We start from the raw sequence: 12,970 nt of genomic DNA, 5'->3' as shown, positions 1-12,970 counted from the left end.
GTGACCGAGACGCGGCCCGACTCCCCGCCCGCCGTCGACCCCCCGGACCGTCCCTCGGCCTGGCCCTGGGCCGTCGCGGCGACGGCGTTCGTCACCCTGCTCGGGGCGTCGGGGTTCCGATCGGCGCCCGGGGTGTTCATCGAGCCGCTGCACGCCGAGTTCGGCTGGTCGACGGCGACGATCTCGTCGGCGGTGTCGCTGAACCTGCTGCTCTACGGCGTGATGTCACCCTTCGCGGCGGCACTGATGGAGCGCTTCGGCATGCGCCGGGTCGTCTCCGTCGCGCTCGTGCTCGTGGCCGCGGGCAGCGGGCTGACGGTGTTCATGTCGGAGGTCTGGCAGCTCGTCCTGCTCTGGGGCGTCCTCGTCGGGGTGGGCACCGGGTCCATGGCACTGGCGTTCGTCGCCGTCGTCACCGGGCGGTGGTTCGTGCGCCGGCGCGGGCTGGTCTCCGGCGTGCTCACCGCGGCCCAGGCGGCCGGTGGCCTCGTGTTCCTGCCGCTCATGGCGTCGCTCGCCGGGTCGGTGGGCTGGCGGGGGGCGTCGCTGCTGATCGCGGCGGGCGCACTCCTGGTCGTCCCGCTGGTGCTGCTGTTCCTGCGCAACCGGCCCTCGGACGTCGGGACGCTCGCCTACGGCGCCGAGCCCGGCGACGTGCAGCCCGAGGAGGTCGTCGTCGGCGGCGCCGTCCGCCGCACCCTCACCGTGCTGCGCGACGCCTCCCGCACGGGCACGTTCTGGCTGCTCGCGGGCGGGTTCGCGATCTGCGGGGCGACCACCGTCGGCCTGCTCAACACCCACTTCGTGCCCGCCGCCCACGACCACGGCATGCCCGCCACCACCGCCGCGGGCCTGCTCGCGGTCGTCGGCGTGTTCGACGTCGTGGGCACGATCGCGTCGGGCTGGTTCACCGACCGCATCGACCCGCGCAAGCTGCTCGCCGTCTACTACGTGCTGCGCGGGGTGTCCCTGGCGTTCCTGCCGTTCCTGCTCGCGCCGTCCGCGGCCCCGCCGCTCTGGGCGTTCATCATCTTCTACGGCCTCGACTGGGTCGCCACCGTGCCGCCGACCGTCGCGCTGTGCCGCGAGCGGTTCGGGGCGCGGGCGCCGATCGTCTTCGGGTGGGTGTTCGCCGCCCACCAGGTCGGCTCCGCGATCGCCGCCGTCGGCGCCGGCCTCGTCCGCGACCTCACCGGCGCCTACGACGGCGCGTGGTGGGGGGCCGGCGCGCTCTGCATCGTGGCCGCCGGGCTCTCGCTCGCGGTGCGGCGGACGGGAGCACTAGCGTCGGCGAGATGACGATCTCCGTGCACCCGGGCGCCGACGACCGGGACTGGGGTGGCCGCCTGCCCCGCAACGAGGCGATCGACCTCGACGACGACCAGCGCGCCGCCCGCGACGAGATCGTCGGGCGCTCCGCGCGCTGGGCCGAGCGCTCCGGGTTCGCCCCGGCCGACGACGCGGGCGGGCTCATCGGGCCGTTCAACGCCTTCACCCTGCGACCGGCACCGGGCCGGGCGTTCAACCAGTGGGTGCAGACCGACCAGCGCGGATCGTCGCTGTCGAAGACGATCCGCGAGGTCGTCATCCTCACCGTGGGCGTCGCGTGGCAGGCCGACTACGAGATCTACGCCCACGTCGCCGTGGCCCGGACCGTGGGGCTCTCGGAGACGGTGATCGCCGGCCTGCGCTCGGGGGAGACCGATGGATCGACCGACGATTGGGCCCCCGACGAGCTCGCCGCCCACCGCTTCACCGACGAGCTCGTCCGCACCCACTGGGTGTCCGACGCGACCTACGCCGCCGCGCAGGAGGCCTTCGGTCGCGACGGGGTGCTCGACATGGTCCACCTGATCGGCATGTACCTCGCGACCTCGGCGCTGCTCAACGCCTTCGAGGTCCCGGCGCCGCCGATCCCCGACGAGCGTCCCTGACGTGCCGGGACGCCCGAGCTGGGAACTGAGCTCGGTGCGCAACGCCGCGCGGCTGCTCAAGGAGTTCTCGGTCGCCGACCGTGAGCTGGGGGTCGCCGAGCTCGCCCGCCGGCTGGGGCTCGGCACCAGCACCGTGCACCGGCTGCTCGCGACGCTGGCCGACGAGCGCCTGCTCGAACGCAGCCCGGAGGGGACCTACCGCCTCGGGCTGGCGGTCCACGAGCTCGGCGCGAGCGTCGCCCCGCACGTCGGGCTGCACGAGGCGGCGATGCCCGCGATGGCCGGGCTGCGCCACGCGACGGGGGAGACCGTGCAGCTCGCGGTGCTCGACGGCATGGACTCGGTGTACGTCGAGCGCCTCGAGAGCCCGTACACCGTCCGGATCTTCGCGCGGGTCGGCACGCGGTTGCCGGCGACGACGACGAGCACGGGCAAGGTGCTGCTCGCCGCGCTCCCGGCCGACGAGCTCGAGGCCCGCCTGGCCCGGTGGACCCCGGCGCGCCCGACGCCGCACTCGATCACCGACCCGGCGACCCTGCGCCGGCGCCTGCGCGAGATCGCCGAGCGCGGCTGGGCGGACAACCGCGAGGAGAGCCGACTCGGCGTCGTCTCGGTGGGGGCGGTGATCCGCGACGGGGCCGGCGAGGGGGTCGCGGCGGTCAGCGTCGCCGTCCCCGTGGACCGCGCGGCGGCGGCGACGATGCGCCGCTACACCACGCTCGTCACCGACACCGCCGACGTGATCACGCGTCGACTGGCTGCCGCAGGAGGCTGACGAAGGCGACGAGGCCCAGCAGCGCGACGAGGCCCGCGAAGACCACGCCGGACACCACGAGCCCGAACGCCGCCGACGCGAGGCCCTCGCCGATCACCGGCAGCGAGATCCCGACGTAGAGGACGAGGAAGAAGCTGGACGCCACCTCGCTGCGGCGTTCCGGCGGGGTGCCGGCGTTCACCGCGCCGAGCCCGGCCCGGAAGCTCATCCCCTGGCCGACGCCCGCGACGGCGGCACCGGCGACGAGCAGCGGCAGCGACGCCAGTGCGATGGCGGCGCCGACCCCGAGGACGCCGACCACGAGCGCCGCGCAGCCGAGGAGCAGCGCCGGGCGCAGGTGCAGCCGGGACGACGCGATCTGCCCGACCGTCGAGGCCCCGAGCAGCGTGAAGACGACCAGGCCGTCGACGAGGTGGTTCTCGATGCGCAGGACCTGGGTCAGGAAGGAGGGCGAGACGGCCGTGAACAGGCCGAGGACGGCGAACCCCGCGAAGCCGGCGATCGCCGCCCGGACGAACACGCCCCGGACCTCGGGCGGCACCGAGACCTTCTGCGGGCGCCAGCTGATCGGGCCCTCGGAGGTCTCGATCGGCTCGGCCACGAACCAGGTCACCGCGCCCACGAGCAGCACCATCACGATGTGCACCACGTAGGGCAGGTACAGGGGCGCCGGGGCGTACTCGGCGAGGGCGCCGGCGACCACCGGGCCGAGTCCCAGGCCGAGCATGTTCACGCAGGCCGCGAGCAGGCTGTAGCGGGCCTGGCGGCCCTCCGGGGCCAGGTCGACCAGCGCCGCGGTCGCCGTCCCCGTGAAGATGCCGGCGGAGAGGCCGGACAGCACCCGGCCGACGAACAGCGTCGGGATGTTGTCGGGGATGAGGAAGACGGCGCTGGAGATCGCGGCGAGCGCGAGTCCCGGCAGCAGGACCGCGCGCCGACCGACCTGGTCGGAGAGCCGCCCGAAGAGCACGAGCGCCCCGGTGACGCCGACCGCGTACGCCGCGAAGACGAGCGTCACCATCACCCCGCCGAACCCGAGCTCCTGCTCGTAGATCGGGTAGAGCGGCGTCGGCAGGGTGGCGCCGAGCATCGTGATGAGGAAGGCGAGGGCGACGACGGCGGCCGCGGTCGGTCCGCGGAGGCCTCGGGCGGGGCGGGTGGTGGTCTCGGCCGACGAGCTGATGGCGATCCTCCGTCCGGTCGTGCACGACGGAAGGCGTGTTCCCCGGCCGCGGGAGGCGCACGCGCACGTGAGCGATCCGGGTCGTCAGGGCGACCCGGATCACTCACGTGGCCGGAGGCCATCAACGCCCTGGAATGGGCTTTCCGGAGAAGAGGTACTTCTGGGCCAGCGCCACCGGGTCGTAGGTGGCCGGGGTGGCCTCGTCCGGCGCCGCGGTCACCGTCACCGGCCGGGTCTGCACGATGCAGACCGGGTCGCCGGCACGACGGTGGCGACCGATCACCCACTCGACGTCGACGGGGTAGCCGTAGTGCTCCTCGATCGAGCGCACCGCCGAGGCGATCGCCCCGACCTGCTCCTCGTCGAGCACCCGGCGGTCGGCGAGCTTGGCCGGCATGTCGATCTCGGTGACCGCGCCGACCGCGAAGTCGAACGCCGAGACGATCCGCTTGTGCGCGACGTCGTACTTGAGCACCCGCCCGTCGGCCTTGCCGATCTCGACGTGGTCGGGGTCCACGAGGCCCTGCACGATCGCCTCGCCCCAGCCCCAGCTGGTCTCGACGACGATGCGGTCGGTCTTGCCGGTCACGGGGTGCACCGAGAACGCCACCCCCGACGCGCGGGCGTGGATGAGCTCGATGACCCCGACGGCGATCGGCATCGCGTGGTGGCTGATGCCCTTGCGCAGCCGGTAGGCCAGCGCGCGCCCGGTGAACAGCGAGCCCCAGCAGTTGCGGACCGCGTCGAGCACCCGCTCGATGCCCGAGACCCCGAGGTAGGTGTCGAAGATCCCCGCGAACGAGGCGTCGGCGGCGTCCTCGCCCGTCGCCGACGAGCGCACCGCGACCGGCACGTTGACGTCGACGCAGCGCAGGCACAGCTCCTCGTAGGCCTCGGTGAGGCGACCCGTCAGGTCGGCTCCCACCGGGGTCTCGCGGAACATCTGACGGATCTCCGCCGACGCCGACTCCACCTCGGCGTCGGTCGGCGACGACCCCAGCCGGTCGATCACCGCGTCGATGCGCTGGTCGAGACCCGATTCCCGGCAGTGCCGTGAGTAGGCGTCGACGGTGACGGCGAAGCCCTGGGGGACCTGCACGCCCGACTGCATCAGCTCGGCGAGCCTGCCCATCTTCGAGCCGCCGGCCGCGATCGCCTGCTGCGGGTCCACCTCGTCGATCCACACGACGGCGTCGCAGCTGTGGGTGGTGGCCTCGCTGGTGCCGTCGGGCTCGCTGACGTCGGCCGCGGTCATGGGTACCTCCGGGGCGGCGGTCACCCGGCGACTCCCGCGGGGGCGTCGGCGGCGGGTGCCGGTGTGGTGGTGGCTGCAGATGTGGTGGTGCCTGCCTCGTTCAGGATGGTGACCGTGCCCGTGGTGCCGTCCACCTCGATCTCGTCGCCGTCGGCGATCGAGATCGTGGCGACGCCCAGCGCCGTGACGGTGGGGACGCCGTACTCGCGGCCGACGATCGCGGCGTGCGAGAGCATGCCGCCGCCGTCGCACGCCGCGCCCGCGATCTTGCCGAAGACCGGCGTCCAGCTGGGCGACGTCGACTCGCAGACCAGGATCGAGCCGGGCTCGAGGCGGTGCATCTCGTCGGAGGACTGCAGGACGCGGGCGATGCCGCGGGCGGTGCCCTTGGCCGCGGGGACACCCTTCATCACCGTCTGCTTGGCGGCGTCGGGGTTCTGCACGGCCTTGATCGAGGCCGGGTTCAGCCCGAAGATCTCGATGAGCACGGGGTCCTCGACGGCCTCGGGGATCGTGCCGAGCACCTTCGGCATCTGGCCGCGCTTGGCGTGCCAGTGGTCGAAGTACTGGCGGCGCTCGGCGACGAGGCTCTTCAGCTCACCCTGGTAGGGCGTGCGGCCGGAGGCGACGTCCAGGAGCTCCGGCCAGAAGAGGTAGAGCATGTCGTCCTTGTGGTCGGCGTTCTCACGCCGCGCCAGCTCCTGGGCGCCCCACCGCAGCGGCAGCATGACCTTGAGGTCGATGTAGTAGTTGTGGTCGTCCTGCCACCAGGGGAAGTTCGCCTCCTGGTTGGACTGCAGGCCGGCGTCGAAGACGGCCTGCTCCTCGCGGGTCAGGCCGGTGCGCGCGTTCTCGATGGCTGCCTCGCGCTCGGCCAGCGCGTTGCGGGCCGCGACCTCGAAGTCGTGCTCGTCGTCCTTCTTGAGGAAGGTCTTGATCAGGCCGAGGGGGATCGTGTTGTCCTCGATCCAGCTCGCCACCCCGACGTCGCAGGTGGCCTCGGCCCGCCAGCCGTAGACCTGCAGGAAGTCGTCGAACTCGGTGAGCCAGGGCCCGGCGCCGGGCTCGCGACCGAGGGCGGCGCGCAGCTCGTGCGGCTCGTGGGTGTCGAAGACGTCCGACAGCCCGGCCGCCCGGGCCCGCATGGCGAGCCGGTAGACCTCGCGGTCGGTCTCCATGATCTTGGTGTCCTCGCCCTGGAGGAACTTGCCGATCTCGCCGGGGTCGATCCCCATGTCGGCGCAGGCGCCGTAGAAGCCCAGGAAGTTGGCCAGCATCGGGTACATGACGCCGAAGTGGATCTCCATCGACCGCTTGTGGTAGCGGCGGCTCTTGACCAGCAGGTCCGTCAGGTCGGGCGTGCCCGCGAAGTCGACGCCGCGGAAGTACTGCCAGGTGCTCTCGAGCTCGTCGCGGCCGCCCTCCCAGATGCTGCGGTAGTTCTGCAGGAAGTGGGGGAGGTTCGTCGCGATGCGGTTGGCCCGCGCGCCGATCTCGTTGGGGTCGGTCTCGGGCAGCGCGCAGCCGTAGAGGTGGGTGCCGGCGAAGCGTGCCGTGATCCCGCGGCCGGGCGGCAGCGGTAGGGCCTCGGCCGCGTGCTGGGTGCCCCAGCAGTAGCCGTCGCCGCTCCAGAGGGTGGCGGCGAGCGGGGTGAGCCCTCGCGACCAGTGGAAGTCGAGGAACCAGAACCCCTGCTCGTCGCCCGGCTTGAACGGACTCGCCGGGTCCACGATCCAGGGCATGTCGAAGTGCTCCGGCTTGTAACCCGGGTACCACTCGCCCGTGGCGAACTCGTCCACCGGTACCACGTTGGCCATCTGTTCCTCCTCGACGATGAGCGCCAGGTCACCGTTCATCCCAGCGGCACTGTGAGGCAAGCAACACGTTCCACCCCCGGGAACGTTGTCCGCCGCCGAACGGGCGCCTGGGTGCTCTTCCCGGGTGACCCCTAGGGTCGCGGCCCGTGGACACGAGGGGCACGAGCGAACCGTTGGCCGTCGTCGTCGGCGCCACCGGCGCCCTCGGGGGCGCGATCGTGCGCCGCCTGCGCTCCCGGGGCGTCCCGGTGCTGGCCGTGGCCCGCTCGTCGGCGTCGCTCGAGGCCCTGAGCGCCGACGACGAGGGCGTCGTGGGGTGCGCGGCCGACATCGGCGACGACGGCGCCCAGCAGGCGATCGCCGACGGCCTGGCCGCCTGGGACGCGCCCGTCGGGATGGTCGTGCAGGCGGCCGGCCTGCCGGCGGTGGGCGGCCTGGACGTCGTCGAGCCCGCGGCGCTCGGGGCGGCGGTGGCGCTCAAGGTCGGCGGGATGCTGCGCCTCGTCCGCGCCGCCGACCCGTGGCTGGCGGAGGGCTCGCGGCTCGTGGCGCTCGGCGGGCACTACGGCGCCGAGCCGTCGCCGCACGTCCCGGGCGCGGGCGTCACGAACGCCGCGCTGGCCAACCTCGTGCGTCAGCTCGCCGACGCCTACGGACCGCGGGGGATCACGGCGCACCTCGTCGCACCGGGCCCGGCCGACACCGACCGCCTGCGCCGTCTCTCCGCCGACCGGGCCGCGGCGCGCGGGGTCGAGGTGGAGGACATCCTCGCCGAGCGCCGCGCCGAGTCGCCCCTGGGCGCGCTGGTCACGCCGGAGCAGGTCGGCTGGGCCGTCGCGACCCTCCTCGACCCCGAGGCCTCGGCGCTGACCGGCTCGACCCTGGCCCTGGACATGGGGGCGCGGCGGGGCCTCTGAAGGACGATCGGCAGGTCGGCGGGCACCTCGTCGCGCCATGGGGGTGCTCCACGGTCCGGTGATCTCGTCGCGTCGCGGCCGGCACCTCAGCCCAGCGCCGCCGCGCGGTCGACCACGGCGTCGACCACCGCCGGGCCGTGGCTCAGCGCCGCGTCGTTGTGGTCGGCACCCGGGACGGCGACGACCGGCGCGCCGGCGGCGTCGGCCACCGCCCGGCTCTGGGCGGGCGGGACGAGGCTGTCGGCCTCGCCGAGCACGACCGTCGTCGGCACCCCGGCCCGGGCGACCGGCTCGGCGACCGGGAAGCGGTCGGTCAGCAACGCCCGCACCGGCAGGTAGGGGTAGATCCGCTCGCCGACGGCGGGGAGGTCGACCGACGGAGAGCGCAGCACCATGCCGCCGACCGGTGCCTCGGTCGCGAGGCGGGCGACGACCGCCGAGCCCAGGCTCTCGCCGACGTAGACCACCCGTTGCAGCGGGACGCCGCGGTCGCGCACGAGGTGGTCGCGCGCGGCGCGGGCGTCGGCGTACAGGCCCTCCTCGCTCGGGCTCCCCGGGTTGCCGCCGAAGCCGCGGTAGTCGAAGAGCAGCACGTCGAGGCCCCGGGCGCGCAGCGCCGCCGCCAGGGGCGCCCGCATCGAGCGGTCGCCGGCGTTGCCGTTCGCCACCAGCACCGTCACGTCCCGCCGCGGGCCGCTCGCGGGGACGAACCACGCGCCCAGCCGCACGTCGTCGGCCGTGGTCAGCACGACGTCCTGTCCGCGGGCCACGGCCGTCGCCGCCGGCGACACCGGACCGGGGGAGGGGATGTAGACCAGCTCGCGCTGGAACAGCCAGAGGCCCCCGACCAGCAGCACGACGACGGTCAGGACCACGCCGACGACGACGGCGACGCGGCGGATCACCCGCGCAGTGTGCCGCAGCCCGTCGCCCCGGGCCTTTCCTGTCGATGTGTCTCTTTCTGGTAGGCATGACCACCACGAAAGGGTGGTGCTCATGGAGGTCGCACTCGTGGCCGAGGAGGCGGCGGGGGTCCGCACGCTGCAGCGCATCGCGCGCAGCGATCACCGTCTGCGCGTCGTGCTGACGGCGAGCGACGCGACCGCGCCCGGGGTGTCCGTGGCGTCGGCCGCCGCGGAGCTCGGGGTGCCGACACTGCCCGCCGACCGCGTCCGCGACCCGGAGCTGGCCGACGACCTCCGCGAGCGGGGCGTCGACGTCCTGCTCAACGTCCACTCGCTGCACCTCGTGCGCCCCGAGGTCCTCGACGCGCCCCGCGTCGGCGCGTTCAACCTGCACCCCGGGCCGCTGCCCGAGGTCGCCGGGCTCAACGCCCCCAGCTGGGCCGTGGCGCGGGGGCACGAGCAGCACGGCGTGACGCTGCACTGGATGGAGCCCGGGATCGACACCGGCGACGTCGTCGACGAGGTGCGCTTCCCGATCACCCCCGAGGACACGGCGCTCACCGTCGCGGTGCGCTGCGTGGCCCGCGGGCAGGAGCTCGTCGACCGGTTCCTCGGTCACCTCGAGGACGGCGTCGTGCCCCGGCACCCCCAGGACCGCACGGCCCGCCGCTACTACGGGCGCGGTGTGCCGCACGACGGCTGGGTGCCCTGGACGGCCCCGGCCCGCGAGGTCGGCGACTTCGTCCGGGCCTGCGACTACGGGCCCTACCCGTCCCCGTGGGGCGTGCCGCGCACGCTCCGCGACGGTGCCGAGGAGATCGGGGTGGTCCGCGTGGCGGCGACCGGACGGTCGTGCGCGGGTCGTCTCCCCGGCGAGGTGGACGAGGACGACGAGGGCCCGCTCGTCGCCACCGCCGACGAGTGGATCCGGCCCCGGCGTCTCGCCGAGGGAGCAGTCCTCCGGCGCGGGGACCGCCTGGCGGCCCCGAGCACCTGACGACTCAGACGACCTGGAGTCCCAGGGCGCGACAGACGTCGGCGGCCTGCTCGGTCGAGACGATCGCGCCGCGCAGGACGGCGGGCGTCTCCGGGGTGATCTCGCCGAGGTCGGCGCCGCGCAGGTCGGCCCCGGTGAGCCGGGCGTGGGTCAGGTCGGTGCCGCGCAGCTTCGAGTCGGTGAGGACGACGTCGCGCAGGTCGGCGCCCGAGAGGTCGGCGTCGGAGAGGTCGACGCGGTCGAGGCGCCAGCCGCGCAGGTGCGAGTCGGAGAGCCGGGCGAGGGCGAGCGAGCAGCCGTCGACGGTGAAGCTGACCGCGAGGTCGCGCAGGCCGGAGAGGTCGACGCCGACCATCCGGCAGTCGCGGAAGACGGTGTCGGTGAGGTGGGCGCCGACCAGCTGGGCGCGGGAGAGGTCGACGCCGGTGAGGACGGCGTCGGTGAGGTCGGCGTCGAGCATCTGGGCAGCGGCCAGCGACCCGCCGTCGACCCGCACCCCGTCGAGCACCGCGCCGCGCAGCCGCACCCCGGTGGCCCGGACGCGGTCGAGCGTCGCCCCGGCGAGGTCGACCCCGGAGAGGTCGAGCTCGTCGAGGACGCAGCGCCGCAGCACCCACGGGGTGCCGTGCCCGCGCTCGAGCCGGTCGCGGACGAGGTCGGGGTCGGCGCCGGTGAGGTCGGCGTCCGCCACCTCGGGGCCGGCGTCGAGGGCGTCGAGGGGATCGGTCACGGGCGCCGAGTCTGCCCGCCGGGGCCGACGGGCGCGGTCCCCGCCCGTCGGGGCCGCCGCCGACGAGGGGCACGTTCAACATGATCGACTCGTGGGTCCGCCTGCGGAACGTGCCCGTCGCCGCGGGCCCTCAGCCCGGGATCGCCGCACCCGAGGGAACGCCGGCGGCGACGTAGCCCTCGTAGAGCTCCTCCCAGTCAGGGCTGCGCCCGTCCGGCGCCGTGCCCGGCGTCCCGTCGATCGCTGCGGTGAGAGCCTCGAGGCAGACGTCCCACCCGGCGGCGTTGCGCGACGCCGCCTCCCGCTCGTCCATGAGATGGGTGAACGTCAGCCGCGACCGGCCGTCGCGCAGCGACTCGAGGGTGAACCACAGCTCCTCGCCGTCCCACGAGAACGCGACCCGGTGCGGCGGCTCGTGGGCGAGGACCGTGCCGGTGCCGCCGTCGCCGTCGGCCTCGAAGGAGAACGTCACCGTCGCGCCCGCCGACCAGGTCGGCGCCTCGAGCCGCGCAGGGAACCAGTGCGCGAGCTCGTCGGGGTCGGTGAGCAGCACGAACACCCGCTCGGCGGGGTGCTGGTACTCGCGGACGAAGCGCAGGGCCGGTCGACCGTCGATCTCGAGGTAGCTGCCGGTGGGGTTCACGGGGTGTCCTTCCGCGGGGAGGTCTCGTCGAGGCGCCGCCCGAGGGCGTCGAGGCTGTCGGACCACATGCGCCGGTAGGGCGCGAGCCAGACGTCGAGCGCGGCCAGCGGCGCCGGGTCGATCTCGTAGACCCGGCGCTGGGCGTCGGCACGCGCGCGCACCAGCCCCGCCTCGCGTAGCACCCGCAGGTGCTTCGACGTGCTGGGCTGGCTGAGCGCCAGGGCGTCGACGAGCTCGCCGACCGCCCGGGGCCGCTCGCGCAGCAGCCCCAGCATCGCCCGCCGGTGCGGGTCGGCGAGCGCCGCCCACGTCCCGGTGTCCGGCTCGGTGGTCACGGCGTCGAGCATGCCTCATACGGCATATGCCACACAAGGCATGAAGTTCAGCTCGGTCGACGGGGACCGACGTTCCGGTTGGAGCGGAACACGTTGTCCGGGTCGTAGGTCTCCTTGATGCGGGCCAGACGGTCGTACCGGGGACCGTAGGTCGCCCGCACCCTGTCGTCGCCCTCGTCGGCGGTCTGGAAGTTCACGTAGTTCCCACCGGTCGAGAACGGCCGGACGCGCTCCCACCCGGCCCGCACCCAGCCGGGGAACCCCTCCGCGCCCGGGTGGCCCGGCTCCCACATGCCCGTGATCGCGAAGACGAAGCGGGCATCGCGGTTGCCGACCGCGCCGTCGTCTCCCGCGTGGTCGCCGATGGCTCCGCCGAGGTGGAGGAAACCGATCTCGGCCTCCGGGATCGGGCACTCCGCGAACAGGTCCCGTGTCGCCGTGAGCAGGTCGTCGGACAGCTCGGCCACGAACTCGTTCTTCCAGTAGTAGTGGTGGCCCTTGGGCTCGCCGTCGTCGAGGTAGGACTGCACCCCGGTATAGGGCATCGGCCCGACCAGGTCGACGACCGCGTCGGGTATCGCCCGGAGGGGTGCGAGCGCTGCGTCCGCGGCTTCGGGGGCGCCGCTGAAGCAGACGACCATGGCGCAGACCTGGCGGCCGTGCCACGGCTCGGGGACGAACGGTGCCGGCGGGGCGTGCAGCATCAGCATCCAGACGCTGAGCTCCCGGGGTGCTTCGGCGGCGATCGTGCGGTACGCGCGGAGGACGTCATCGGCCCGGTCGAACGGCCACAGGATGAGCCCGCCGTGGACGATGGGCCCGACCTGGTGCAGCCGGAACGTGAACGAGGTGACCACGCCGAGGTTGGCGCCGGCCCCGCGGATCGCCCAGAACAGGTCGGGGCACTCGTCCCGGCTCGTCCGCCGGACCCGGCCGTCGGCCGTGACGATCTCGACCTCGAGGAGGTTGTCCACCGTCCACCCGAACCGCCGGCTCAGGTAACCCAGGCCGCCGCCCAGCGTCAGCCCCGCCACCCCCACCTCCGAGATGAAGCCGAGCGGGGTCGCGAGTCCGTGCAGCTGGGTCTCGCGGTCGACCTCGCCGAGCACGCATCCGGGCTGCACCGTCGCCGTCCGGGCCACCGGGTCGACGTCGATCCCGCGCAGCGCCGACATGTCGAGGGTCAGCCCGCCGTCGACGAGCGCGGTGCCGGCGATGTGGTGGCCCCCGCCCCGGACCGAGAGCGCGAGGCCGTGCTCGCGGGCGGCGTCGACCGCGGCGACGACGTCGGCGGTCCCGGTCGGGCGCACGACCAGGGCCGGCGTCTTCGCGATCATCCCGTTCCAGAGCACGGTCGCGTCCCCGAAACCGTCGTCTCCCGGACGGAGCAGCGCGCCGCGCAGCTGTGCGCGGAGCCGCTCCGCGACCTCGTCGAGCGGGGTCGTGCCCAGAGCAGTGGGTGTGGGTGGTGACATCGGT

At 74.2% G+C, this 12,970-nt stretch carries 13 protein-coding genes; 5 read left to right on the top strand and 8 right to left on the bottom strand.

What is annotated here, in order from left to right; translation table 11 throughout:
- Genes OG774_RS07925 through OG774_RS07915 form a run of 3 tightly spaced genes read left to right on the top strand, consistent with a single transcriptional unit; the run spans nt 1 to nt 2,709 of the window.
- Nucleotides 1-1,299, top strand: coding sequence for an MFS transporter (locus OG774_RS07925; RefSeq protein WP_442873957.1), 1,299 nt, complete (start codon nt 1-3; stop codon nt 1,297-1,299).
- Complete coding sequence (locus tag OG774_RS07920; protein WP_328308290.1) at nt 1,296-1,934, top strand: carboxymuconolactone decarboxylase family protein; 639 nt, start codon at nt 1,296-1,298, stop codon at nt 1,932-1,934. Before OG774_RS07925 ends, OG774_RS07920 begins: the two co-directional genes overlap by 4 nt.
- 1 nt (nt 1,935) lies before the next feature.
- Complete coding sequence (locus OG774_RS07915) at nt 1,936-2,709, top strand: IclR family transcriptional regulator (protein ID WP_328308288.1); 774 nt, start codon at nt 1,936-1,938, stop codon at nt 2,707-2,709.
- On the opposite strand, the gene OG774_RS07910 is transcribed toward OG774_RS07915, so the two are convergent.
- From OG774_RS07910 to OG774_RS07900, 3 genes are all read right to left on the bottom strand, one after another.
- Nucleotides 2,678-3,892, bottom strand: a complete 1,215-nt coding sequence (locus OG774_RS07910; protein WP_328310846.1) for an MFS transporter — start codon at nt 3,890-3,892, stop codon at nt 2,678-2,680. The genes OG774_RS07915 and OG774_RS07910 overlap by 32 nt on opposite strands.
- A 121-nt stretch (nt 3,893-4,013) precedes the next feature.
- Complete coding sequence (locus OG774_RS07905; RefSeq protein WP_328308286.1) at nt 4,014-5,147, bottom strand: PEP/pyruvate-binding domain-containing protein; 1,134 nt, start codon at nt 5,145-5,147, stop codon at nt 4,014-4,016.
- Between the two features lie 20 nt (nt 5,148-5,167).
- Complete coding sequence (locus tag OG774_RS07900) at nt 5,168-7,003, bottom strand: PEP-utilizing enzyme (protein WP_328308284.1); 1,836 nt, start codon at nt 7,001-7,003, stop codon at nt 5,168-5,170.
- 107 nt (nt 7,004-7,110) lie between these two features.
- On the opposite strand from OG774_RS07900, the gene OG774_RS07895 reads away from it, so the two are divergent.
- Complete coding sequence (locus OG774_RS07895; protein ID WP_328308283.1) at nt 7,111-7,881, top strand: SDR family oxidoreductase; 771 nt, start codon at nt 7,111-7,113, stop codon at nt 7,879-7,881.
- An 86-nt stretch (nt 7,882-7,967) separates the two neighbouring features.
- Here the strand turns inward: OG774_RS07895 and OG774_RS07890 are convergent, their stop codons facing one another.
- Nucleotides 7,968-8,786: an alpha/beta hydrolase gene (locus tag OG774_RS07890; protein WP_328308281.1), complete on the bottom strand. Its 819-nt coding sequence runs from the start codon at nt 8,784-8,786 to the stop codon at nt 7,968-7,970.
- Between the two features lie 91 nt (nt 8,787-8,877).
- Here OG774_RS07890 and OG774_RS07885 point away from each other — a divergent pair, with 91 nt between their 5' ends.
- On the top strand, nt 8,878-9,783 hold the full coding sequence (locus tag OG774_RS07885) for a methionyl-tRNA formyltransferase (protein ID WP_328308279.1): 906 nt from the start codon (nt 8,878-8,880) through the stop codon (nt 9,781-9,783).
- Between the two features lie 4 nt (nt 9,784-9,787).
- Here the strand turns inward: OG774_RS07885 and OG774_RS07880 are convergent, their stop codons facing one another.
- From OG774_RS07880 to OG774_RS07865, 4 genes are all read right to left on the bottom strand, one after another.
- Nucleotides 9,788-10,513 (bottom strand): pentapeptide repeat-containing protein, encoded by a 726-nt coding sequence (locus OG774_RS07880; protein ID WP_328308277.1) that lies wholly within the window; start codon nt 10,511-10,513, stop codon nt 9,788-9,790.
- 130 nt (nt 10,514-10,643) lie between these two features.
- Nucleotides 10,644-11,156 (bottom strand): SRPBCC family protein, encoded by a 513-nt coding sequence (locus OG774_RS07875; protein WP_328308275.1) that lies wholly within the window; start codon nt 11,154-11,156, stop codon nt 10,644-10,646.
- Entirely contained in the window at nt 11,153-11,503 is a 351-nt protein-coding gene (locus tag OG774_RS07870; protein WP_328308273.1) for an ArsR/SmtB family transcription factor, read from the bottom strand. Before OG774_RS07870 ends, OG774_RS07875 begins: the two co-directional genes overlap by 4 nt.
- A gap of 35 nt (nt 11,504-11,538) precedes the next feature.
- Complete coding sequence (locus tag OG774_RS07865; RefSeq protein WP_328308271.1) at nt 11,539-12,966, bottom strand: FAD-binding oxidoreductase; 1,428 nt, start codon at nt 12,964-12,966, stop codon at nt 11,539-11,541.
- Nucleotides 12,967-12,970 lie beyond the last annotated feature (4 nt).

The organism is Actinomycetospora sp. NBC_00405, assembly GCF_036044095.1.
GTDB classification, from domain to species: Bacteria; Actinomycetota; Actinomycetes; order Mycobacteriales; family Pseudonocardiaceae; genus Actinomycetospora; species Actinomycetospora callitridis.
The sequence above is the reverse complement of the archived record's forward strand: the minus strand, read 5'-3'. Positions and strand labels throughout refer to the sequence as shown.

What these genes read in the sequence shown, in the direction of transcription:
- OG774_RS07920 (WP_328308290.1), top strand. Translation starts at nt 1,296, where the DNA reads ATGACGATCTCCGTGCACCCGGGCGCCGACGACCGGGACTGGGGTGGC.
- OG774_RS07905 (WP_328308286.1), bottom strand. Translation starts at nt 5,147, where the DNA reads ATGACCGCGGCCGACGTCAGCGAGCCCGACGGCACCAGCGAGGCCACC.
- OG774_RS07900 (WP_328308284.1), bottom strand. Translation starts at nt 7,003, where the DNA reads ATGAACGGTGACCTGGCGCTCATCGTCGAGGAGGAACAGATGGCCAAC.
- OG774_RS07885 (WP_328308279.1), top strand. Translation starts at nt 8,878, where the DNA reads ATGGAGGTCGCACTCGTGGCCGAGGAGGCGGCGGGGGTCCGCACGCTG.
- OG774_RS07870 (WP_328308273.1), bottom strand. Translation starts at nt 11,503, where the DNA reads ATGCTCGACGCCGTGACCACCGAGCCGGACACCGGGACGTGGGCGGCG.
- OG774_RS07865 (WP_328308271.1), bottom strand. Translation starts at nt 12,966, where the DNA reads ATGTCACCACCCACACCCACTGCTCTGGGCACGACCCCGCTCGACGAG.